Origin of the sequence: Rhizobacter sp. Root1238 (genome assembly GCF_001425825.1) — a bacterium.
Lineage (GTDB): Bacteria > Pseudomonadota > Gammaproteobacteria > Burkholderiales > Burkholderiaceae_C > Rhizobacter.
Genome location: NZ_LMDM01000023.1, coordinates 399,616 through 421,035, shown reverse-complemented (window position 1 = coordinate 421,035; position 21,420 = coordinate 399,616). Strand labels below are relative to the sequence as shown.

The following is a 21,420-nucleotide window of genomic DNA, read 5'->3' as shown; positions in this document are numbered from 1 at the left end:
TCAGCCTCCGGTCACCGGCGGGAAGAACGCGAGTTCCGCATCGTCGTGCAGCAACGTGGCTTCGTCGCACAGCGCCTGGTCGAGCGCGCAGCGCAAGGCCCGCGTGCGCGCCAGCGCCGCCGCGTGGCGCTCGCTGCGCGCGATCAGCGCATCGCGCGCCGCCGCCACGTCGGCACCGGCCGGCAGCTCCAGCGACTCGCTGCTGCCCAAGGCTTCGCGCAACGATGCGAAATAGCGGATCCGCAGCTTCATGCGAGCCACTCCGAGAACGGCACGTAGCGCACCGTGTCGCCGGCCGCGATGGCCTGGCCGGGCGGGTTGTCGACCACGCCGTCGCCCCACACCGCCGAGCTCAGCACGCCCGACCCCTGGTTCGCGAACAGGTCCAGCCCGCCGTCGGCATTGCGGCGCACGCGCAGGAACTCGCGCCGCCGGTCGGGCTTCGGCCAGGCGAAATCGGCCCGCATCGGCAGCCCGCGCGGCAGCTCGGCCGCGACGCCCTGCAGCCGCAGCAGCACCGGACGCACCGCGAGCAAGAAGGTGATGAAGCTCGACACCGGGTTGCCCGGCAGCCCGATGAACCAGGCCGCGGAGGAATCGCCGCGGCGCACGCTGCCGAACGCCAGCGGCTTGCCCGGCTTGACCGCGATCTGCCACAGGTCGAGCTGCCCTTCGGCCTGCACCGCCGGGCGCAGGTGGTCTTCTTCACCGACCGACACGCCGCCGCTGGTGACGATCAGGTCGTGGCCTTGCGCCGCCCGCATCAGCGCATCGCGCGTCGCGTCGAGCCGGTCGGGCACGATGCCGAGGTCGGTCACGTCGCCGCCCAGCGCCTGGATCAGCGCCCGCAGCGTGTAGCGGTTGGAGTTGTAGATCGCGCCGGGGCGCAGCGGCTCGCCCGGCATCACCAGCTCATCGCCGGTGGAAAACAGCGCGACGCGCGGCCGGCGCATCACCGACAGCGTCGCCGCGCCCACCGAGGCGGCCAGGCCGAGCGCCTGCGGGGTCAGGCGCTGACCCTGCGTCAGCACGACGCTGCCGTGCCGCACGTCCTCGCCGCGGCGGCGCACCCATTGGCCGGCCTTCGGCACCTCGTCGATGCGCACCTGGCTGCCGATGGCCTCGCACTGCTCCTGCATCACGACCGCATCGGCACCGGGCGGGATCGGTGCGCCGGTGAAGATGCGCGCCGCGCTGCCCGGTTGCAACGCGACCGGCAGGCTGCCGGCCGGAATGCGCTGGCTCACCGGCAGCAGCGTGCTGGCCGCCGGCACGTCGGCGCTGCGCAGCGCATAGCCGTCCATCGCGGTGTTGTCGAGCGGCGGCACGTCGAGCTGCGCGTGCACGTCGGTGGCCAGCACGCGGCCGAGTGCGTCGAAGGTCGACAGGCTTTCGGCCTCGGTGGCCGGCAGCGGCTGCACCGCGGCCAGCAGGCGCGCCAGCGCGTCGTCGAGCGACAGCAGCGGCGAACGCGCAGGCGCCGGACGTTCAGGGGAAAGCGGGAGGCTGGTAGTCATAGCGCGAAGCATCGGCCAGCAGGAAAGCGGCTGCCGCCGCAGGGTCATTCAGGTCGAGCACCGGGCGCGAGGTCGGTTCGGGCAAGCGATCGGCACTGTCGGTCGCGATCGCGACGATGAACGGATCGGTCGGGTAGTTCGCCTGCTTGCCGGTGGCCGCGCGCCAGACCTCGATCTTCGGCAGGTCGGCATGCTTGAAGCCTTCGACCAGCACCCAGTCGCAGTCGACCAGCTCGGCGATCAGCTGGTGCACCGTCGGCTCGGCCAGCTGCTCGTACTCGCGGATCTTGGCCAGCCGCCGGTCGGAGGCGATCACGATCTCGAACGCGCCGGCCTGGCGGTGGCGGTACGAATCCTTGCCCGGCTGGTCGATGTCGAAATCGTGGTGCGCATGCTTGACCACCGACACCCGCTGGCCGGCCGCGCGCAGCAGCGGGATCAGCTGCTCGACCAGCGTGGTCTTGCCAGCGCCCGAATACCCGCTGAAGCCGATGACGTTCACGGGTGCGCGGTGATGTACTGCTTGACCGCGTCGGCATCGACCGGCATCACGACGAAGCGCTTCGGCAGGTCTTCGATGCCTTGCAGCTGGTACGGCCGAGCCGGCTCGCGGTTCAGCGCCTCGATGATGGTGTCGGCGAACTTGGCCGGCAGCGCCGTCTCGAGCACGATCATCGGCACCGCCGGGTCGAGGTGCTCGAGCGCGACCTTCAGCCCGTCGGCGGTGTGCGTGTCGATCATCGCGCCGAAGCGCTCGTATGCGAGCCGGATCGTCGCGAGCCGGTCGGCATGCGTGCTGTGGCCCGACACGAAGCCGTAGCCGGCGATGCGCGCGAATTCATCCGGCGTGATCTCGAAGCGGCCGTGCTGCTCGATCGCGGTCTTGAACAGCGCGCGGGTGCGCTCGCCGTCGCGCCCCAGCAGGTCGAACACGAAACGCTCGAAGTTCGACGCCTTCGAGATGTCCATCGACGGGCTCGAAGTCTCGAAGGTCTCGCTGCCGGCACGCACCCGGTAGGTGCCGCTGCGGAAGAACTCGTCGAGCACCCGGTTCTCGTTGGTGGCCAGCACCAACTGCCGGATCGGCAGCCCCATGCTGCGCGCGACATGGCCGGCGCAGATGTTGCCGAAGTTGCCCGACGGCACCGCGAAGCTGACTTCCCTGGCGCCATCGCGCGTGGCCTGGAGCCAGCCGGCGAAGTAGTACACCACCTGCGCCAGCAGCCGCGCCCAGTTGATCGAGTTGACGGTGCCGATGCGGTTCGCGCGCTTGAACGCGAGGTCGTTGGACACCGCCTTGACGATGTCCTGGCAGTCGTCGAACACGCCTTCGATCGCGATGTTGTGGATGTTGGCGTCCTGCAGGCTGAACATCTGCGCCTGCTGGAACGGGCTCATGCGGCCGTGCGGGCTCAGCATGAAGACGTTGATGCCTTTTTTCCCGCGCATCGCATGCTCGGCCGCGCTGCCGGTGTCGCCCGAGGTCGCGCCGAGGATGTTCAGCGTCTCGCCGCGGCGGCCCAGTTCGTACTCGAACAGGTTGCCGAGCAGCTGCATCGCCATGTCCTTGAACGCGAGCGTCGGGCCGTTCGACAGGCCTTGCAGGTACAGGCCGGGGCGCAGAGCGGTGATCGGTGCGATCTCGGTGCTGCCGAACACCGCGGGGGTGTAGGTCTTCGCCGCCAGGCCGCGCAGGTCGGCGGCCGGAATGTCGTCGATGTAGAGCGACAGGATCTCGAACGCCAGCTCGTGGTACGGCAGCTCGCGCCAGCGCGCGAGCGTCGGTGCATCGACCTGCGGGTAGTGCGTGGGCAGGTAGAGCCCGCCGTCGGGCGCGAGGCCTTCGAGCAGGATGTCGGAGAAGCCGCGCTGGGTGGCATCGCCACGGGTGCTGATGTATTTCACGACAGCTCTTCCTTGCGGATGCGCACGATCGGCGCCAGCACGGTGGGCAGTGCCTGCATCTGCGCCAGCGCCTTGTTCATCTCGCCCTCGACGGTGTCGTGGGTCAGGATGATCACGTCGGTGTGGGCTTCGCCTTCGGCAGACTCCCGTTGCAGCAGTGCGTCGATCGAGATCGCGTGCTCGGCCAGGATGCCGGTGATGCGCGCCAGCACGCCGGCCTGGTCGGCCACCTGCAGCCGCAGGTAGAACGACGTGACGACCTGCCCGATGTCGAGGATCGGCGTGTCGGAGAGCTGGTCCGGCTGGAAGGCCAGGTGCGGCACGCGGTGGTCGGGGTCGGCGGTGTGCAGCCGCGTGATGTCGACCAGGTCGGCGACCACCGCCGATGCGGTCGGCTCGGAGCCGGCTCCCTTGCCGTACGACAGTGTCGTGCCGACCGCGTCGCCGTGCACGACGACGGCGTTCATCGCGCCTTCGACGTTGGCGATCAGCCGCTTGGTCGGCACCAGCGTCGGGTGCACGCGCAGCTCGATGCCGGCGTTGCGGCCGAGGTCGTCGCGCCGCTTCGTGATGCCCAGCAGCTTGATGCGGTAGCCCAGCTGCTCGGCATAGGTGATGTCGGCCGCCTGCAGCTTCGTGATGCCCTCGACGTGGGCGCGCTCGAACTGCACCGGCGTGCCGAACGCGATCGCGCTCATGATGGTCAGCTTGTGCGCGGCGTCGACGCCTTCGATGTCGAAGGTCGGGTCGGCCTCGGCGTAGCCCAGGCGCTGCGCTTCCTTCAGCACCGCGTCGAAATCGAGGCCCTTGGCCCGCATCTCCGACAGGATGAAGTTGGTGGTGCCGTTGATGATGCCGGCGATCCATTCGATGCGGTTGGCCGACAGGCCTTCGCGCAGCGACTTGATGATCGGGATGCCGCCGGCCACCGCGGCCTCGAACGCGACCATCACGCCCTTGGCATGCGCGGCCGCGAAGATCTCGGTGCCATGCACCGCGAGCAGCGCCTTGTTGGCGGTGACCACGTGCTTGCCGGCCGCGATGGCCTCCATCACCAGCGTCTTCGCGACGTCGTAGCCGCCGATCAACTCGACGACGATGTCGATCGCCGGGTTCGCGATGACTTCGCGCGCATCGGCCACCACCCTGGCCGCATCGCCGACGATGCCCTTCGCACGTTCGACGTTGCGGGCCGCCACCATCGTGATCTGAATGCTGCGGCCGGCGCGACGCCGAATTTCCTCCTGATTGCGCTGCAGCACGTTGAACGTGCCGCTGCCGACGGTACCGAGGCCGAGCAAACCGACTTGGATGGGTTTCATGGTGGGAGAACGCCCTGCACGGGCTGGAGTGAAAGCGAAGGGATCAGGAACTCAGTGCGAATGACGCTTGCGGTAATGGTCGAGGAAACGCGCGATGCGGCCGATCGCGTCGGAAAGATCGTCGGAGTTCGGCAGGAACACCAGCCGGAAGTGATCCGGCTGCAGCCAGTTGAAGCCGGTGCCCTGCACGATCAGCACCTTCTCGTCGGCCAGCAGGTCGTAGGCGAACTGCTGGTCGTCGGCGATCGGGTACAGCTTCGGGTCGAGGCGCGGGAACATGTACAGCGCCGCCTTCGGCTTCACGCAGCTGACGCCGGGGATCTGCGTCAGCAGCTGGTGCGCGAGGTCGCGCTGGCGGCACAGCCGGCCGCCGGGCGCGACCAGGTCCTTGATGCTCTGGTAGCCGCCGAGCGCGGTCTGGATCGCGAGCTGGCCGGGCGTGTTCGAGCACAGGCGCATCGACGCGAGCATGTTCAGCCCCTCGATGTAGTCGCGCGCATGGCGCTTCTCGCCGGAGACGATCATCCAGCCGGCCCGGTAGCCGCACGAGCGGTAGTTCTTGCTCAGGCCGTTGAAGGTGACGAACAGCACGTCGGTCGCGAGCGACGCGATGCTGGTGTGGGTGTTGCCGTCGTACAGCGTCTTGTCGTAGATCTCGTCGGCGAAGACGATCAGCTGGTGCTGGCGCGCGAGCTCGACGATCTCCTGCAGCAGGCTGTCGGGGTACAGCGCGCCGGTCGGGTTGTTCGGGTTGATCACGACGATGGCCTTGGTGTTCGGCGTGATCTTCGCCTTGATGTCGGCGATGTCGGGGTACCAGTCGCTCTGCTCGTCGCAGACGTAGTGCACCGCGGTGCCGCCCGACAGCGCGACCGACGCGGTCCACAGCGGGTAGTCGGGCGCCGGCACCAGCACTTCATCCCCATCGTTGAGCAGCGCGTTCATGCTCATCGCGATCAGCTCGGACGCGCCGTTGCCGAGGTAGACGTCGTCGACGGTGACGCCGGCGATGTTCTTCTCTTGCGAGTAGTGCACCACCGCCTTGCGCGGGGCGAACAGGCCCTTCGAATCGGTGTAGCCGGCCGAATGCGGCAGGTTGCGGATCATGTCCTGCACGATCTCGTCCGGCGGTTCGAGGCCGAACACCGCGAGGTTGCCGATGTTCAGCTTGATGATCTTCTGGCCCTCTTCCTCCATCTGCCGGGCCTTCTCGAGCACGGGCCCGCGGATGTCGTAGCAGACGCTGGCAAGCTTGCTGGACTTGGCGATGGGTTTCAACGGGGGCTCCGGGTCGGGGTCGCAGGGGCCGTGCGAAGCGCTGCACGGCACGCTGCGGTGGCGGGACGGAAATTTTCGCACAGGCATCGCGGCGGTCGCTCAAACCGGGTTGTCATTCGAAGAACATCGCGAGGATTCAACGGAGGCCGGTGAAACGGATTCATCGGATCGGGGCGGCGTGCGCGGCGTCCATGCATCGAGCTTGCGCCTGATCGGCTTCTCGCGCGGCGTCATCGGCTTGTCGTCGAGGTCGAGGCTGGGGACGCTGCCGCCGGAGAGGCTGCGCATCGATGTCCGCAGGCTCTTCACCGCCCGGGAGCCCACGCCCGGGCCGCGGCGTTTCGGACTTCTCCTCCCAGTACGCGAGGTAGCGTGCCCGGGCGGCGCAGACGGTTCCGGTCCAGACCGTGCCTGCGGCCCGAACCACGTGCCCCGGCCATTTGACGCCCGTCAGGTCCAGCAATGTCGCCAGCACGCTCGGCACGTCGGCGCCGGCCGCCCCGGTGGTCAGGCGCGCGCTGGTGTGCCGCTTGAAGTCGTCGATGAAGCCTTGCAGGCCGTCGACGATGCCGGGCTGGCGCTCCACCCGGCAGCGAATCATGTGCGCCGTCTCCGGCGTTGCCCCGAACCACTGCGGAAAGTTGCTGAACAGCAGGCCGGAGAGAACCGGGAAGGCGCCGTCGAAACCTTCGTTGACGGAGCCCCAGACCGGGCTGTCCAGGTCCAGGCCCAGCTCGATCATCTCGGCGCACAACGCGGTATCGATGGCGTTGGACAAGCCCTTGGCCCACATCGAGAAGCAGTACAGGAAGACGAAGGTCGACACCACGTACTTCGAATCCCTCAGCGTGTTGAGCATCTCCTGGTCGTGGTCGGTCAGGCGCAAGAAGCTTCCGTCCGGAAACTCGTAGCCCACGACACACCCCGACGTGATCGGCGAGCGACTGAGCGACTGGATCAGCTGGCGCAGGATCCGCGCGAACTTGCCCACGAGGATGGGCTGAAGCACGACGGTCATCGCGAGGTGCGCTCCGTAGGCCCAGGGGCCGCCGGAGACGCCGTACTTCTGCGCGCACTCCGGCCCGACGGCCGTGAGGTTCCAGATCATCTCGTCGCTCAACTCATTCGCGCTGGCGTAAGCGGCACCACCCAGGAACACCGGAACGGCCGTCAGGGGCAGCGCGATCGCCATGACCCGAACGCACCGGAAGGTCAACGAGTCGCCCGGCAGCTGCACGGCCTGCCGTGTGTCGTCCGACACCGAGTCTTCGTCGTCGGCCGCGGGATCGGCGCGGCCCTGGCGCCGCGTGAGGTACCAGTGGTTGCCCACGGTGAATGCCATGTCGACCGCACCGCATGCAGCCAGGGTCCCGATCGGGGACAGCTGCATGCATTCCCGCGCCGCCCAGCCGAGACCCCAGACGACGGGGAGCCGCCCCGCGAACTGGCTGCCGCCTTCGCGCACGAAGTTGAACGCCGCGTGCAACCCCAGCGGGATCGAGTCCGCCACCGAACGAGCCGCAGGCGCTTCTCGCAGCACGGGGCCGCTCTCGCTCGACCCCTCGGAACTCGCGTTGCCATCCGCCGACTCGATGTCGGACCGGCTTTCGTGCTCCGAACCGGGCTGCGTCTGCGTGGACCTCGTGGACCTCGTCCGGCCGGATCCGCCGGATGCCCGGCTCGTGCACCCCAGGATCCACGCCAGCGGATTGCCGAGCACACGGGCGTGCGCTGCGGCGCCACGCGGCCCGTCGTGCTCATGGGAAGGTGCCGGTTCCGGCTCGAGCTGCGGTCGGTCTCGGTCGAAGCGCCCGGAAAAGCGCGGCGCGTCCGATTCGCCGCATGGCGGACATGGTGCATCCCTGTCTCCCGGCGGCAGCGTCAGACGTGCGCCACGTGGGGGCTTCCGGCGCCGGGCGCAGGTCCTGCAGGGGCGTGCCGAAGAAGCACTGCACGACCAGCGAACCGGCGTCGAGTGCCGGATCGTGTCCGATACGGAACCGCACGCCTCGCAACGCCAGTTCCACCTGGACCGGCCCGCACGGTGGGGCCGGAAACCCGTCGGGCATCGGCAACGCCAGGCAGTCGTGCAGATCGGCGATCAACCTGTTGAAGCGGCGGCATGCCACCCTCACCTGCTTCATTGCGCGTTCGGCTTGCTGGGTCGTCATTGCTGGCGTAGGGATGTGGCCTTGGACCTTCGCTTCGTGACGTTCGCGACGCAGTCGTCCCATGCAATTTCGAGATACCGCCATCTTCAAAAGCGAGCCAGATAGAAGAGAATTTCCACATGAAGCTTCAACCTGACCGCATCGAAGGCGTCAACGCCGTCTCCGGGCTGATCCCGGGAGCCATCTCGATCAACGGCGTCGTGCATCGGCGCAGCATCGTCGTGCCCTGGCAGGGCGAGGTCGTCGAATGGAACGTCGAGCGCTTCGAAGACCTGACGGCCGAACATTTCGGCGCGATCGCGGCGCTGTCGCCCGAGCTGGTGATCTTCGGCAGCGGGGACCGCATCCGCTTCCCGTCGCCGGCGCTGCTGCGCCCGTTGATCGACCAGCGCATCGGCATCGAGACGATGGACACCGCGGCGGCCTGCCGCACTTACAACGTGCTGGTCTCGGAAGGGCGCCGCGCGGTGGTCGGCCTGCTGCTGGGTGGCTGATGGGGCGCCGGAGCGCAATGGCCGTGGCCTTATAATCAACGGCTACGCCTCCCGCGGCGCAACTCCCCAGAATTCTTCATGACGCCAGCCCTCAACAAACCCCTCCCGGAATTTGAAGCGCTCGCAACCGGTGGCGTGAAGTTCACGCCCGCCGCCTTCGCGGGGCAGATCGTCGTTCTCTACTTCTACCCGAAGGACAACACGCCCGGTTGTACCACCGAGGCCATGCAGTTTCGCGATCGGCACAAGGATTTCGTCAAGGCCGGCGCGGTGGTTTTTGGCGTCTCGCGCGACAACATGAGTTCGCACGACAAGTTCAAGCAGAACCTTGAACTGCCGTTCGAGCTGATCGCCGACACCGAAGAGAAGTTGTGCCACATGTTCGGCGTCGTCAAGAACAAGATCATGTACGGCAAGAAGGTCAAGGGCATCGAGCGCAGCACCTTCCTGATCGACGCCGAAGGCGTGCTGCGGGTCGAATGGCGCGGCCTCAAGGTCGCCGGCCACGTCGACGAAGTGCTGAAGGCGGTCAAGGGCCTGAAGAAGGCAGGCTGATCCGCGAAATCCACGACGACGGGAGTTTTGTTGAGGTGTCGTCGTGGATGTGCATAATGGGTCATGCCTGTGAGTTGTGAATTCAGACAGCCAGTCATCATCAAGCCGCTCGGGCAACCGCGCGGCTTTTTTGTTGCCCTCGCCTCCCCCACCTGACCTCCAAGCCCACCCGACACACACCCATGCCACTGCCCAAGCCGCCTGCCAAACGCGCCGCCCTCCTCACCCCCGCCGATTTCGAATCGCAGGCCGCTCCCAAACCCGGCAAACGCACGCAGAGCAAACGCAGCGAGGAGCCCGCCTCGCCGGCGGTCCTCGACCTGTTCGATGCCCCGCGCGAAGCCGCGCCGGTGGTCACGGCCAAGGCCAAGCCCATCGCGCCGGTGATGCCGCCTTCGGCCCCGGCCCCGGTCGCCACCGCGGCACGCCGTCCGAGCCCCGAGCCGAAGCTGCGCAAGCCGCGCGGCACCGGCCCGGCCAAGCTGTTCGTGCTCGACACCAACGTGCTGATGCACGACCCGACCTGCCTGTTCCGCTTCGAGGAACACGACGTCTACCTGCCGATGATCACGCTCGAGGAGCTCGACGATCACAAGAAAGGCATGTCCGAAGTCGCCCGCAACGCACGCCAGGTGAGCCGCGACCTCGACGCGCTGGCCGGCGGCCTGTCCGACCAGCCCGGACGCGACATGGCCGAAGGCCTGCCGCTGGCGGGCACCGGCCACCGCGAGGCCGGCGGCAAGCTGTTCTTCCAGACCACGCTGGTCAACGTGACGCTGCCGCAAGGGTTGCCGCAGGGCAAGGCCGACAACCAGATCCTGGGCGTCGTGCAGGCGCTCCGCGACCAGCAGCAAGGCCGCGAGGTGGTGCTGGTGTCCAAGGACATCAACATGCGCATCAAGGCGCGCGCGCTGGGCCTGGCCGCCGAGGACTACACCAACGACAAGACGCTGGAAGACGGCGACCTGCTCTACACCGGCGTGCTGGCGCTGCCGGCCGACTTTTGGGACCGCCATGGCAAGACCATGGAGAGCTGGAACCAGGGCGGCCTCACCTACTACCGCATCAGCGGGCCGATGGTGCCGGCGCTGCTCGTCAACCAGTTCGTCTACCTCGAAGCCCCGGGTGCCGCGCCGCTGTACGCCAAGGTCACCGAGATCACCGGCAAGACCGCGGTGCTGCGCACGCTGCGCGAGTACACCCACCAGAAGAATGCGGTGTGGGGCGTCACCGCACGCAACCGCGAGCAGAACTTCGCGCTGAACCTGCTGATGGACCCCGACTGCGACTTCATCACGCTGACCGGCACCGCCGGCACCGGCAAGACGCTGATGACGCTGGCGGCCGGGCTGTCGCAGGTGATGGACGACCGCCGCTACACCGAGATCATCGTGACCCGCGTGACGGTGCCGGTGGGCGAGGACATCGGCTTCCTGCCGGGCACCGAGGAAGAAAAGATGTCGCCGTGGATGGGCGCGCTCGACGACAACCTCGAGGTGCTGTCGAAGACCGACGGCGCGGCCGGCGAATGGGGCCGCGCGGCCACCAACGACCTGGTGCGCAGCAAGATCAAGATCAAGAGCCTGAACTTCATGCGCGGGCGCACCTTCCTGAACAAGTTCGTGATCATCGACGAGGCGCAGAACCTGACGCCCAAGCAGATGAAGACACTGATCACCCGCGCCGGCCCCGGCACGAAGATCGTGTGCCTGGGCAACCTCGCGCAGATCGACACGCCGTACCTGACCGAAGGCAGCTCCGGGCTGACCTTCGCGGTTGACCGCTTCAAGGGCTGGCCGCACTCGGGGCACGTCACCCTGGCGCGTGGCGAGCGTTCGCGCCTCGCGGACTTCGCGTCCGAGGTGCTCTGACGCTCCCCCGCTCGCCCTGAGCTCGTCGAAGCGCTGCTCGCAGGCTTCGCCAGGCTCAGCCCGAACGGGGTTCCACCCGCTCGCGGATCTGCTGCAGCGCGGTCGGGTCCTCGATCGTCGTCAAGTCGCCCGGGTCGCGGTGCTCGCACACCGCCTGGATCGCGCGGCGCAGCAGCTTGCCGGAGCGTGTCTTCGGCAGCGCGCCGACGACGTGCACGCGCGACGGCCGCGCGATCGCGCCGAGCCCCTGCTCGACCGTCTTCATCACCTCGCCTTCCAGCCGCAGCCGGCCGGCTTCGTCGCCCGCGAGGCCGGCATCGCGCAGCACGACGAAGGCCATGGCCGCCTGGCCCTTCAGCGGGTCGGCCACACCCACCACCGCCACCTCGGCCACCGCCGGGTGGCTGCTGATGCTCTCCTCGATCTCGCGCGTGCCGAGCCGATGCCCGGCCACGTTGATCACGTCGTCGGTGCGGCCGAGGATGAAGTAGTAGCCGTCCTCGTCGCGCACGCCCCAGTCGAAGGTGCTGTAGACCATGCGCCCGGGAATCGTCTTCCAGTAGGTCTCGACGAAGCGCGCATCGTCGCGCCACACCGTCTGCATGCACCCGGGCGGCAGCGGCCCTTCGATGACCAGCACGCCCTTCCGGTTCGGCTGCGTCAGCTCCTCGCCGCTCAGCTCGTCGACCAGCTTCACGTCGTAGCCGTACATCGCGACGCCCGGGCTGCCGAAGCGCCCCGCCGTCCGCTCCACGCCGTTCGCGATCGTCAATATCGGCCAGCCGGTCTCCGTCTGCCAGTAGTTGTCGATGACCGGCTTGCCGATGCCGTCGGCGATCCAGTGCGCGGTCGGCTCGTCGAGCGGCTCGCCGGCCAGGAACAGTGCGCGCAGGCTCGACAGGTCGTGCCGCTTCAGCAATGCGGCATCGTGCTTCTTCAGCACCCGCACCGCGGTCGGCGAGCTGAACATCACGCTGACGCGGTACGTCTCGACCAGGCGCCACCACACCGCCGCGTCCGGCCGGACCGGCAGCCCCTCGTACATCAGCGTCGCCATGCCGGCGATCAACGGTCCGTAGACGATGTAGCTGTGGCCGACCACCCAGCCGATGTCGCTGGTGCAGAAGAAGGTCTCGCCGGCACGTCCCTGGAAGATGTGCTTCATGCTCGCGGCCAGGGCCACCGCGTAGCCGCCGGTGTCGCGCTGCACGCCCTTGGGCCGGCCGGTGGTGCCGCTGGTGTACAGCGTGTAGCTCGGCTGCGTGGACTCGACCCAGGTGCAGGGCACGGCCGCCTCGAAATGCTCGGCCCGCAGCGCCTCGTACGACGCATCGCGCTGCGCGTCGAGCTGCATCGGCGCGAGCCCGCGGTCGATCATCAGCGTGCGCGGCGTCTTGTGATCGGCCAGCCGCATCGCCTCGTCGAGCAGGGGCTTGTACGCGACGAGCTTGCCACCGCGGCTGCCGGCATCGGCGCTCACGATCAGCGTCGGCTGCGCGTCGTCGATGCGGCTGGCCAGGCTCGCGCTGGCAAAGCCGCCGAACACCACCGAATGGATCGCGCCGATGCGGGCGCAGGCCAGCATCGCGAACGCCGCCTCCGGAATCATCGGCAGGTAGACCAGCACGCGGTCGCCCTGCTTCACGCCGAGCGACAGCAGGATGGCCGCCATGCGCTGCACCTCGGCATGCAGTTCGCGAAAGGTGTAGCGCCGCTCGTCGCCGGTCTCGCTCGACACGTAGATCAGCGCGGGCTGGTCGGCGCGCGCAGCCAGGTGGCGGTCGACCGCGTTGTGGCACAGGTTGGTCCGCCCGCCGACGAACCAGCGCGCGAATGGCGGGTGACTGGCATCGCAGACCTGCTCGAACGGCCGCTCCCAGTCGATCAAGGCCGCCTGTTCGGACCAGAAGCCGTCGCGGTCGGTCAGCGAGCGCGCGTGAAAATCTCGGTAGGAACCCATACCTCGGTTACACCACAGAAACACCTCCGCAACAACCCAGGAAAAGCCTGAAAAGAACGTGCTAAGTGCCGGTTTTGAAAGGACTTTTGCCGTTGACGCTGCCCGTTGACTCTTTTATGCTGCGCGCCATGTTGCGGTTGGTCGTCCCCTTTTTCGTGCGCGCTTCCCTGGTGGCGCTGGCTGTGGCCGGCGGCAGCGCCTGGGCCGACACCGACCAGATCACCCGCCTGCTGAGCGACAAGGGCCTGATCGCCCCGGGCGGTGCCGCCAGCACGCCGGCCGCAGCGCCGCCCGCCGAACCGACGCCTGCCGCCACCGCGGCGCCGGTCGCGACACCCCCTGCAGCCGCCCCCGAAAGCTTCACGCAGCACGTCCGCCAGAAGGCGTCCGACATGGTGCTGACCGCGATGAACTTCCTGGGCGTGCGCTACCGCCGCGGCGGCAACGATGCCGATTCCGGCTTCGACTGCAGCGGCTTCACCCGCCACATCTTCGAGAGCAGCCTGGGCCTGGTGCTGCCGCGCCGCGCCGACGAGCAGGCCCGGGCCAAGGGCTTGCTCACCGTCAAGCGCGATGACCTGAAGCCCGGCGACCTGGTGTTCTTCAACACGCTGCGCCGCACCTTCTCGCACGTCGGCATCTACATCGGCGAAGGCAAGTTCATCCACGCGCCGAAGCCCGGCGGCGAGGTGCGGGTCGAGGACATGCGCTTCGCCTACTGGGCCAAGCGCTTCACCGGCGCCCGCCGGGCCGAGCAGGCCGAGGCACCGGCGTCCGACGCGGCGACCACCGTCGAATCGCTGCCCGACGGCGGCGCGGTGACCTCCGCGGTCGACAACGTCGCGACGGCCGCCGCCACCGCGGCAGCGCCCCTCGCCGCCGCGGTGCCCGAGGTGCTGAAGCCGGCCAGCCCGCCGGCGACGCGCAAGGCCGCGCACAAGACCCGCCGCAAGCCCGCCGCGAAAGCCGTCAAGGCCTGAATCAACAGAACGCGCGATCGAATCGCCCCACGCCCATCCGACACATACCGGCCGGGCACAATCCGCCCATGGCCGACAAAGTGATCCCGCTGGCAGACCTCCGCTACGCGTCCAGCGTGCCGGCGGTGCCCCAGCATTCGACGGCCCCGACCGGCCTGCTGGCCGACACGCTCGGCCGACCGCTGCGCGACCTGCGCATCTCGGTGACCGACCGCTGCAACTTCCGCTGCAGCTACTGCATGCCGAAGGAAGTCTTCGACAAGCACTACGAGTTCCTGCCGCACAGCTCGCTGCTGAGCTTCGAGGAGATCGCGCGGCTGGCCGGCGTGTTCGTCGCGCACGGCACGCACAAGATCCGCCTGACCGGCGGCGAGCCGCTGCTGCGCAAGAACCTGGAGCGGCTGGTCGGGATGCTGGCAGCGTTGCGCACCGTCGACGGCACCCCGCTCGACCTGACGCTGACCACCAACGGCTCGGTGCTTGCCCGCAAGGCGCAGGCGCTGAAGGATGCCGGCCTGCAGCGCATCACCGTCAGCCTCGACGCGCTCGACGACGCGGTGTTCCGCCGCATGAACGACGCTGATTTCCCGGTCGCCGACGTGCTGGCCGGCATCGACGCCGCGCAGCGCGTGGGGCTCGGCCCGATCAAGGTCAACATGGTGGTCAAGCGCGGCACCAACGACGACCAGATCGTCGCGATGGCACGGCACTTCCGGCACACCGGCGTGGTGCTGCGCTTCATCGAGTACATGGACGTCGGCGCCACCAACGGCTGGCGCATGGACGAGGTGCTGCCGTCGGCCGAGGTCGTCGCGCGCGTCGCCGCGGCCTTCCCGCTGCAGCCGCTCGATGCACAGCAGGCCGGCGAGACCGCGCAACGCTGGCGCTATGCCGACGGCGGCGGCGAGATCGGCGTGATCTCGAGCGTGACGCAGGCCTTCTGCAGCGACTGCAACCGCGCGCGGCTGTCGACCGAAGGCAAGCTCTACCTGTGCCTGTTCGCGAACCGCGGCCACGACCTGCGCGCGCTGCTGCGCGAGGGCCGCACCGACGCCGAGATCTCGGCGGCGATCGGCGGTGTGTGGAACCGCCGTGCCGACCGCTATTCCGAACTGCGCAGCGAAGCCGGTGCGCAGCCGTCGTCCGCGCCGGCCGAGCGCCGCGTCGAGATGCACTACATCGGCGGATGAACCCGGCGCTGATCACCGGCCTGGTGCTGGCCGGCGGGCAAGGCCGACGCATGGGCGGGGTGGACAAGGGCCTGCAGGCCTTCGCCGGCGCCACGCTCGCGCAGCATGCGCTGCTGCGGCTCGCGCCGCAGGTCGGCCGCACGATGCTCAGCGCGAACCGCCACCTCGACGACTACCGCAAGCTCGGCGTGCCGGTCTGGCCCGATGCACGGCCCGCTGCGCTGCCCGAGTACGCCGGGCCGCTGGCCGGCGTGCTGGCCGGACTGCTGCACTGCGAGACACCGCTGCTGGCGACCGTGCCCTGCGACACGCCGCACTTCCCGCTCGACCTGGTGCTGCGCCTGTCCGACGCGATGACCGCCGCCGATGCCGAGATCGCGATGGCGGTGAGCCGCGACGGTGATAGCCTTCAGCCCGAGCCGACCTTCTGCCTGATCCGGGTCGGCCTTGCCAACAGCCTGCGGGCGTTCATGCAGTCCGGCCAACGCCGGGTGCGCACCTGGGCTGCACAGCACCGCCTCGCCGAGGCGGTGTTCGATGAACCCGGGGCCTTCGCCAATGCCAACACCCTCGATGACCTTGACCGACTCCGCGCGCCGCGCGGCCCCTGAGCTGCTGGTGATCCGTGCGCTCGGCGTCGCCGACCTGCCCGCCTACAAGGCCTTGCGCGACGGCATGCTGCACGCCTTCCCCGACGCCTTCACCTCCGACGCGCTCACCGAATCGCGCAAGCCGGCCGAGGTCTACCTGCCGCGGTTCGGGCTGGGCCACGCCGGCGGCGGGCAGTTCACGCTCGGCGCCTGGGACGACGGCGAGCTGCTGGGCGCCCTCACCTGCGAGCGCGAGAACCGCAGCAAGGTGCGCCACATCGGCCACGTGGTCGGGATGATGGTGCAGGCGCAAGCGGCCGGCCGCGGCATCGGCCGCGCGCTGCTGGCGGCGTGCATCGAGCAGGCGCAGGCGGCCGACGGCATCGAGCTGCTGACGCTGTCGGTCACGTCGAGCAACCAGCGCGCGGTGCGGCTCTACGAAGGCGCCGGCTTCGAGCGCTACGGCACGCTGAAGCGCGCGATCAAGCTCGACGGCGTCTACCATGACAAGGACCTGATGTCGCTGACGCTGCCGCTGCCGACCTCGACCGCGCCGCGCTGACGCCCCTCCCCATGCCGACACTGAACGACCTCGCCCTCGGGCTGCCGGGCTACGACGCCGACGACCTGCCGGTCGACGTCGCGCGCGCCTTCATTGCGCGCATGCTGCCGCGCGTGCAGGCGGTGGAGCACCTGTCGCTGCGCTCGAGCCTCGGCCGCGTGCTGGCGCAGGACATCGTCTCGACGATCGCCGTGCCGCCGCAGGACAACGCGGCGATGGACGGCTATGCCTTCCGCGGCGACGAGCTGCGCGCCGGCGAAGCCACCGTGCTGACGGTGGCCGGCGTCGGCCTGGCCGGCCAGGTCGTCGGGCACGCCATCGGCGCCGGCCACTGCGCCCGCATCATGACCGGCGCGGTGATGCCGGCCGGGCTCGACACCGTCGTGCCGCAGGAACTGGTGCAGCGCGACGGCGACCGCATCGCCATCCCCGCCGGCGCGGTGAAGCCGGGCGCGAACCGCCGGCTGGCCGGCGAAGACCTGGCGCGCGGCAGCATCGCGCTGCACGCCGGCCGCGCGTTGCGGCCGGCCGACCTGGGCCTGGTCGCGTCGCTCGGCCGCGGCGAGCTGCCGGTGTGGCGCCGCCCGCGCGTGGCCTTCTTCTCCACCGGCAACGAACTGCGCTCGGTCGGCGAGGCGCTCGACGAAGGCTGCGTCTACGACAGCAACCGCTACACGCTGTGGGGCATGCTGCAGCGGCTCGGCGTCGAGGTGCTCGACCTGGGCATCGTGCGCGACGAGCCCGCGGCGCTCGAGGCCACGTTGCGGCATGCGGTCGAGAACGCCGACGTGGTGATCACCTCCGGCGGCGTCAGCGTCGGCGAGGCCGACCACACGCGCGCGGTGATGGCGCGGCTCGGCGAGGTGCTGTTCTGGCGCATCGCGATGCGGCCGGGCCGGCCGATGGCGGTGGGCCGCATCGCGAGCCAGGGCCGCGAGGCGGTGCTGTTCGGGCTGCCGGGCAACCCGGTCGCGGTGATGGTCGGCTTCTACACCTTCGTGCGCGACGCGCTGCTCGCGATGTCGGGCGCGGTGGTCCGGCCGCTGCCGATGCTGCAGGCGCGCTGCACGGCGGCGATCCGCAAGCGGCCGGGGCGCACCGAGTACCAGCGCGGCATCGTGTCGCGCGCTGCCGATGGCACGTGGCAGGTCGCGATCACCGGTTCGCAGGGCTCGGGCGTGCTGCGCAGCATGAGCGAGGCGAACGGGCTGGTGGTGCTGGCGCACGAGCAAGGTGACGTGCCGGCGGGCAGCGTGGTCGAGATCATGCCGTTCGACGGCTTGGTGTGAACGGCCCCCCGGATCGGCGTCCGGGATCTCACCTCACGCTCTCGACGCCCTTGTTCGCGAGCTGGTCTGCCCGCTCGTTGCCCGGGTCGCCCGCGTGGCCCTTCACCCAGCGCCAGTCGACGTGGTGCAGGTTGCGCAGCCCGTCGAGCCGCTGCCACAGCTCGGCGTTCTTCACCGGCTTCTTGTCGGCGGTCTTCCAGCCACGCGTCTTCCAGCCGTGGATCCACTCGGTGATGCCTTTGCGCACGTACTCGCTGTCGGTGTAGAGGATCACGTCGCAGGTGCGCTTCAACGACGCCAGCGCCTCGATCACCGCCGTCAGCTCCATGCGGTTGTTGGTGGTCTGGCGCTCGCCGCCGAACATCTCTTTCTCGTGCTCGCCGGTGCGCAGCCACGCGCCCCAGCCGCCGGGGCCGGGGTTGCCCTTGCAGGCACCGTCGGTGTAGATGAGGACCTGCGGGCGCTTGATCTGCGGCGGTGCGGCGGGTGCGGCGGGAGAGGCGTCGGTCATGGGGTCTCGGAAGAAGAATGGGCGCCCTGCTGGGCTTGCTGGTGCGCACGGTGGCTCGCGACCGTCGCGGCGCGCTGGCCCGCGGTGCGCTGCTGCCGGATCAGGCCGACCAGCCGCATGCCGCGCACGCGCTTCACCGCGACCAGCAGGTAGACGCTGCCGAGCACCGGCCACCAGCGTTCGCCGATGCGTTCGGTCCAGCCATAGCGCGCCAGCCACGCATCGGTCTTGAGGGGCGGACGATAACAGCCGAAGCGACCGCCCTCCACCTCGAAGCTGAGCAGCCGCAACCAGTCGCGCAGCCGCCAGTACCCGAGGAACTCGCCGGCGCTCGGCAGGAAAAGCGGCTTGTTGCGCGAGAAGCCGATGTAGCGCAGCAGGCGGCCGAGCCGCTGGCGCAGCCCCCACAGGCTGGTCGGGTTGAAGCCGAGGATCACGATGCGCCCTTCGGGCCGCAGCACGCGCTCGACCTCGCCGAGCGCCAGGTGCGGGTCGCGGGCGAGTTCCAGCGTGTGCGGCAGCACGACCAGGTCCAGGCTTTGCGAATCGAACGGCAGCGCATCGAAATCGCAGCGCAGCACCACGGCCACGCGATCGGCGGGAACTTCTGCGGCCGGATCGCCCTCCACCACCGGCCTTGGCGCGTCCACGCCGTGCGCGTCGAGGGCGAGCCAGCGGTGCGGCATGCGGTTGGCACGCAGGCCGTCGAGTTCGGTCATGCCGAGCTGCAAAGCGTGAAATCCGAACACATCGGCCACGCTTCGATCCGTCTGGGCCTGTTCCCATGCCAGCAGGTAGCGCCCCGGGGGGCTCTCCAGCCACTGTGCCAAACCTATAATCCCGCCGACTTGTGTCATGAAACTGCTTGCCCTGCCGGCCTTCGCCGATAACTACATCTGGATGCTTCACGACGGCCGGCAGGCTCTCGTCGTCGATCCGGGGGAATCGGCACCGGTGGAGCAAGCGCTGGACGCACAGGGCCTGAAGCTGTCGGCGATTCTAGTGACCCATCACCATGGCGACCACGTCGGCGGCGTCGATGCGCTGCGGCCCCGGCTGCAAGGTCCCGTCTACGGACCGGCGCGCGAGAAGATCCCGAACCCGTTCACCCCGTTGCACGACGGCGATGCCGTCGACTGGCTCGGCCAGCGCTTCGACGTGATCGACGTGCCGGGCCACACCGCCGGCCACATCGCGTACTTCAGCGCGGCACGCGACGGCGAGGCGCCGATCCTGTTCTGCGGTGACACGCTCTTCTCCGGCGGCTGCGGGCGGCTCTTCGAGGGCACGCCGGCGCAGATGCACCGCTCGCTGTCGCGCCTGGCCGCGCTGCCCGGCGACACGCGGGTGTGCTGCGCGCACGAGTACACGCTGTCGAACCTGAAGTTCGCGCGGGCCGTCGAGCCGCACAACGCCGACCTGCTCGACTACACCGCGCGCTGCGAATCGTTGCGCGCCGACGGCCGTGCGACGCTGCCGAGTTCGATCGCGCAGGAGCGCCTCATCAATCCCTTCATGCGCTGTGCGCAACCCGAGGTGGCCACTGCCGCCGCCACCCACGGCGCCCGGCCCGACGACGAAGTCGACGTGCTGGCTGCGCTGCGCCACTGGAAAAACAACTTCTGATGATTGACCTGAGTTCGACGCTGCCCTTGTCCTTGACCCACACCGTGCGACGAGGCTGCAGCCTCGGCCTGATCGCCTTGCTGACCCTGCTGGCCGCCTGCGCGACCACCACCGATGGCGGCGTGGCCGGCGCGGCCTCGGCGGCTTCGGCCCCCGAGGCGTCGGCCGCGGCCAGCGCGCCGGCCGGCGCGGCATCGGCCGCCTCGGCCCCGGACAGCACGGTCGCCGAAGGCCCGGCCGTCGCGCCGCCGATCGATCCGCTGCGTCCCGAAGAGAAGGTCGACCTGGACGCGCCCACCGCGACCATCGACCTGTGGGCGCGGCTGCGCCACGGCTACGCGATGCCCGACCTCGACACCGACCAGGTGCGCACCGCCGAGCGCTGGTATGCGTCGCGACCCGACTACGTGCAGCGCATGACCGAGCGCGGCAGCCGCTACCTGTTCCACATCGTCGAAGAGGTCGAGCGCCGCGGCATGCCGACCGAGCTGGCGCTGCTGCCTTTCGTCGAGAGCGCGTTCAACCCGCAGGCGGTGTCGTCGGCCAAGGCCTCGGGCATGTGGCAGTTCATGCCGGCCACCGGCAGCACCTTCTCGCTGAAGCAGAACGTGTTCCGCGACGACCGCCGCTCGGTGCTCGATTCGACGCGCGCCGCGCTCGACTACCTGGCCCGCCTGCACGACATGTTCGGCGACTGGCACCTGGCGCTGGCCGCCTACAACTGGGGCGAAGGCAACGTGCAGCGCGCCATCGCGCGCAACCGGCGCGCCGGCAAGCCGACCGACTACCTCAGCCTGAAGATGCCGAACGAGACGGCGTACTACGTGCCCAAGCTGCAGGCGGTCAAGAACATCGTGCTGCACCCGGAGGAATACCTGCTGACGCTGCCGTCGCTGGACAACCACCCGTACTTCCTCAGCGTGCCGATCGAGCGCGACATCGACGTCGCGCTGGCGGTGCGGCTGGCCGGCGTGTCGCACGACGAGTTCCAGACGCTGAACCCGCAGATGAACCGCCCGGTGATCCTGGCGGCCGGCACGCCGCAGTTGCTGCTGCCGTACGACAACGCGGCGCAGTTCGTGCGCAGCATCGGCGAGCACCGCGGCCCGCTGGCCACGTGGACCGCCTGGGTCGCGCCGCGCACGCTGCGTCCGGCCGATGCGGCCAAGCAGGTCGGCATGACCGAGGCGCAGCTGCGCGAGGTCAACAACATCCCGCCGCGCATGCTGGTGCGGGCCGGGTCGACGCTGCTGGTGCCGCGCGCCGAAAGCCGGCTGACCGATGTGTCGGAGCACCTGGCCGACAACGCGATGATGTCGCTGGTGTCCGAATCGCCGCCGTTGCGTCGCATGGCGCTGAAGGCCGGCAAGCGCGAGAGCGTGGCGACGGTCGCGCAGCGCTACCGCGTGAGCGCGGCGCAGGTCGCGCTGTGGAACAAGACGACGGTCGGCGCGAACTTCAAGCCGGGGCAGACGGTGTACGTGTTCGTCGCGAGCAAGTCGACGACGGCGCGCAAGTCGTCGGTGCGCACCGCATCGAAGGCACACCGGCCGGCGGCGAAGCGGAGTTCGCGGGTCGCGAAGCGCTGACCCGCAGCCC

Annotated in this window: 20 protein-coding genes and 1 pseudogene; 10 read left to right on the top strand and 11 right to left on the bottom strand. The window is 69.4% G+C overall.

Annotated elements, in window-relative coordinates; translation table 11 throughout:
* The 8 genes from ASC98_RS18615 to ASC98_RS18580 form a co-directional block, all read right to left on the bottom strand.
* Complete coding sequence (locus ASC98_RS18615) at window positions 1-252, bottom strand: MoaD/ThiS family protein (RefSeq protein ID WP_056814471.1); 252 nt, start codon at window positions 250-252, stop codon at window positions 1-3.
* Entirely contained in the window at window positions 249-1,517 is a 1,269-nt protein-coding gene (glp, locus tag ASC98_RS18610; protein ID WP_056814468.1) for a gephyrin-like molybdotransferase Glp, read from the bottom strand. Before glp (ASC98_RS18610) ends, ASC98_RS18615 begins: the two co-directional genes overlap by 4 nt.
* Window positions 1,489-2,019, bottom strand: coding sequence for a molybdopterin-guanine dinucleotide biosynthesis protein B (gene mobB, locus ASC98_RS18605; protein ID WP_056814465.1), 531 nt, complete (start codon window positions 2,017-2,019; stop codon window positions 1,489-1,491). The genes glp (ASC98_RS18610) and mobB overlap by 29 nt, the downstream gene beginning before the upstream one ends.
* Window positions 2,016-3,422 carry a threonine synthase gene (thrC, locus tag ASC98_RS18600; RefSeq protein ID WP_056814462.1) on the bottom strand — a complete coding sequence of 469 codons (1,407 nt, stop codon included), beginning with the start codon at window positions 3,420-3,422 and terminating at the stop codon, window positions 2,016-2,018. The genes mobB and thrC overlap by 4 nt, the downstream gene beginning before the upstream one ends.
* Window positions 3,419-4,744, bottom strand: a complete 1,326-nt coding sequence (locus ASC98_RS18595; RefSeq protein WP_056814460.1) for a homoserine dehydrogenase — start codon at window positions 4,742-4,744, stop codon at window positions 3,419-3,421. Before ASC98_RS18595 ends, thrC begins: the two co-directional genes overlap by 4 nt.
* 51 nt (window positions 4,745-4,795) lie before the next feature.
* Window positions 4,796-6,022 carry a pyridoxal phosphate-dependent aminotransferase gene (locus ASC98_RS18590; RefSeq protein WP_056814457.1) on the bottom strand — a complete coding sequence of 409 codons (1,227 nt, stop codon included), beginning with the start codon at window positions 6,020-6,022 and terminating at the stop codon, window positions 4,796-4,798.
* Between the two features lie 160 nt (window positions 6,023-6,182).
* Window positions 6,183-7,562, bottom strand: coding sequence for a hypothetical protein (locus ASC98_RS18585; protein WP_162249237.1), 1,380 nt, complete (start codon window positions 7,560-7,562; stop codon window positions 6,183-6,185).
* A gap of 217 nt (window positions 7,563-7,779) precedes the next feature.
* Entirely contained in the window at window positions 7,780-8,193 is a 414-nt protein-coding gene (locus ASC98_RS18580; RefSeq protein ID WP_056814450.1) for a hypothetical protein, read from the bottom strand.
* 119 nt (window positions 8,194-8,312) lie between these two features.
* Between ASC98_RS18580 and ASC98_RS18575 the strand changes: the two genes are divergently transcribed.
* The 3 genes from ASC98_RS18575 to ASC98_RS18565 all read left to right on the top strand — a co-directional run bounded on the left by ASC98_RS18575 (window position 8,313) and on the right by ASC98_RS18565 (window position 11,113).
* Complete coding sequence (locus ASC98_RS18575) at window positions 8,313-8,687, top strand: Mth938-like domain-containing protein (RefSeq protein WP_056814448.1); 375 nt, start codon at window positions 8,313-8,315, stop codon at window positions 8,685-8,687.
* A 78-nt stretch (window positions 8,688-8,765) separates the two neighbouring features.
* On the top strand, window positions 8,766-9,242 hold the full coding sequence (locus tag ASC98_RS18570; RefSeq protein WP_056814445.1) for a peroxiredoxin: 477 nt from the start codon (window positions 8,766-8,768) through the stop codon (window positions 9,240-9,242).
* Window positions 9,243-9,424: 182 nt separating this feature from the next.
* Window positions 9,425-11,113 (top strand): PhoH family protein, encoded by a 1,689-nt coding sequence (locus tag ASC98_RS18565; RefSeq protein ID WP_056814440.1) that lies wholly within the window; start codon window positions 9,425-9,427, stop codon window positions 11,111-11,113.
* Window positions 11,114-11,168: 55 nt separating this feature from the next.
* Here ASC98_RS18565 and ASC98_RS18560 read toward each other — a convergent pair whose 3' ends face one another.
* Complete coding sequence (locus tag ASC98_RS18560) at window positions 11,169-13,073, bottom strand: propionate--CoA ligase (protein ID WP_056814437.1); 1,905 nt, start codon at window positions 13,071-13,073, stop codon at window positions 11,169-11,171.
* Window positions 13,074-13,189: 116 nt separating this feature from the next.
* Between ASC98_RS18560 and ASC98_RS29600 the strand changes: the two are divergent.
* The 5 genes and pseudogenes from ASC98_RS29600 to glp (ASC98_RS18535) all read left to right on the top strand — a co-directional run.
* Window positions 13,190-13,858, top strand: a pseudogene (locus ASC98_RS29600) (C40 family peptidase); the annotation flags it as partial.
* 263 nt (window positions 13,859-14,121) lie between these two features.
* A complete protein-coding gene (gene moaA / locus ASC98_RS18550; RefSeq protein ID WP_056814433.1) occupies window positions 14,122-15,243 on the top strand; it encodes a GTP 3',8-cyclase MoaA in 1,122 nt (373 codons plus the stop codon).
* Window positions 15,240-15,854 (top strand): molybdenum cofactor guanylyltransferase MobA, encoded by a 615-nt coding sequence (gene mobA / locus ASC98_RS18545; RefSeq protein WP_056814430.1) that lies wholly within the window; start codon window positions 15,240-15,242, stop codon window positions 15,852-15,854. Before moaA ends, mobA begins: the two co-directional genes overlap by 4 nt.
* Window positions 15,817-16,395 (top strand): GNAT family N-acetyltransferase, encoded by a 579-nt coding sequence (locus ASC98_RS18540; protein ID WP_056814427.1) that lies wholly within the window; start codon window positions 15,817-15,819, stop codon window positions 16,393-16,395. The genes mobA and ASC98_RS18540 overlap by 38 nt, the downstream gene beginning before the upstream one ends.
* Window positions 16,392-17,684 (top strand): gephyrin-like molybdotransferase Glp, encoded by a 1,293-nt coding sequence (gene glp / locus ASC98_RS18535; protein WP_157597741.1) that lies wholly within the window; start codon window positions 16,392-16,394, stop codon window positions 17,682-17,684. The genes ASC98_RS18540 and glp (ASC98_RS18535) overlap by 4 nt, the downstream gene beginning before the upstream one ends.
* Before the next feature lie 28 nt (window positions 17,685-17,712).
* On the opposite strand, the gene rnhA is transcribed toward glp (ASC98_RS18535), so the two are convergent.
* Both rnhA and ASC98_RS18525 read right to left on the bottom strand, forming a co-directional pair.
* Window positions 17,713-18,195 carry a ribonuclease HI gene (rnhA, locus tag ASC98_RS18530; RefSeq protein ID WP_056814423.1) on the bottom strand — a complete coding sequence of 161 codons (483 nt, stop codon included), beginning with the start codon at window positions 18,193-18,195 and terminating at the stop codon, window positions 17,713-17,715.
* Window positions 18,192-19,052: a class I SAM-dependent methyltransferase gene (locus ASC98_RS18525; protein ID WP_056814420.1), complete on the bottom strand. Its 861-nt coding sequence runs from the start codon at window positions 19,050-19,052 to the stop codon at window positions 18,192-18,194. The genes rnhA and ASC98_RS18525 overlap by 4 nt, the downstream gene beginning before the upstream one ends.
* Between ASC98_RS18525 and gloB the strand changes: the two genes are divergently transcribed.
* Both gloB and ASC98_RS18515 read left to right on the top strand, forming a co-directional pair.
* A complete protein-coding gene (gene gloB / locus ASC98_RS18520) occupies window positions 19,051-19,821 on the top strand; it encodes a hydroxyacylglutathione hydrolase (RefSeq protein ID WP_056814417.1) in 771 nt (256 codons plus the stop codon). The genes ASC98_RS18525 and gloB overlap by 2 nt on opposite strands.
* The gene (locus ASC98_RS18515; RefSeq protein ID WP_082541673.1) at window positions 19,821-21,410 is read left to right on the top strand and encodes a transglycosylase SLT domain-containing protein; all 1,590 of its coding nucleotides are present in this window, start codon (window positions 19,821-19,823) and stop codon (window positions 21,408-21,410) included. The genes gloB and ASC98_RS18515 overlap by 1 nt, the downstream gene beginning before the upstream one ends.
* Window positions 21,411-21,420: the final 10 nt, after the last annotated feature.

Excerpts from the sequence above, each read along its gene's own strand:
- ASC98_RS18575 (WP_056814448.1), top strand. The coding sequence starts at position 8,313 with ATGAAGCTTCAACCTGACCGCATCGAAGGCGTCAACGCCGTCTCCGGG.
- ASC98_RS18570 (WP_056814445.1), top strand. The coding sequence starts at position 8,766 with ATGACGCCAGCCCTCAACAAACCCCTCCCGGAATTTGAAGCGCTCGCA.
- ASC98_RS18560 (WP_056814437.1), bottom strand. The coding sequence starts at position 13,073 with ATGGGTTCCTACCGAGATTTTCACGCGCGCTCGCTGACCGACCGCGAC.
- ASC98_RS18580 (WP_056814450.1), bottom strand. The coding sequence starts at position 8,193 with ATGACGACCCAGCAAGCCGAACGCGCAATGAAGCAGGTGAGGGTGGCA.
- moaA (WP_056814433.1), top strand. The coding sequence starts at position 14,122 with ATGGCCGACAAAGTGATCCCGCTGGCAGACCTCCGCTACGCGTCCAGC.
- rnhA (WP_056814423.1), bottom strand. The coding sequence starts at position 18,195 with ATGACCGACGCCTCTCCCGCCGCACCCGCCGCACCGCCGCAGATCAAG.
- ASC98_RS18595 (WP_056814460.1), bottom strand. The coding sequence starts at position 4,744 with ATGAAACCCATCCAAGTCGGTTTGCTCGGCCTCGGTACCGTCGGCAGC.
- ASC98_RS18515 (WP_082541673.1), top strand. The coding sequence starts at position 19,821 with ATGATTGACCTGAGTTCGACGCTGCCCTTGTCCTTGACCCACACCGTG.
- ASC98_RS18540 (WP_056814427.1), top strand. The coding sequence starts at position 15,817 with ATGACCTTGACCGACTCCGCGCGCCGCGCGGCCCCTGAGCTGCTGGTG.
- ASC98_RS18615 (WP_056814471.1), bottom strand. The coding sequence starts at position 252 with ATGAAGCTGCGGATCCGCTATTTCGCATCGTTGCGCGAAGCCTTGGGC.
- ASC98_RS18525 (WP_056814420.1), bottom strand. The coding sequence starts at position 19,052 with ATGACACAAGTCGGCGGGATTATAGGTTTGGCACAGTGGCTGGAGAGC.
- ASC98_RS18565 (WP_056814440.1), top strand. The coding sequence starts at position 9,425 with ATGCCACTGCCCAAGCCGCCTGCCAAACGCGCCGCCCTCCTCACCCCC.
- mobA (WP_056814430.1), top strand. The coding sequence starts at position 15,240 with ATGAACCCGGCGCTGATCACCGGCCTGGTGCTGGCCGGCGGGCAAGGC.
- gloB (WP_056814417.1), top strand. The coding sequence starts at position 19,051 with ATGAAACTGCTTGCCCTGCCGGCCTTCGCCGATAACTACATCTGGATG.
- glp (WP_056814468.1), bottom strand. The coding sequence starts at position 1,517 with ATGACTACCAGCCTCCCGCTTTCCCCTGAACGTCCGGCGCCTGCGCGT.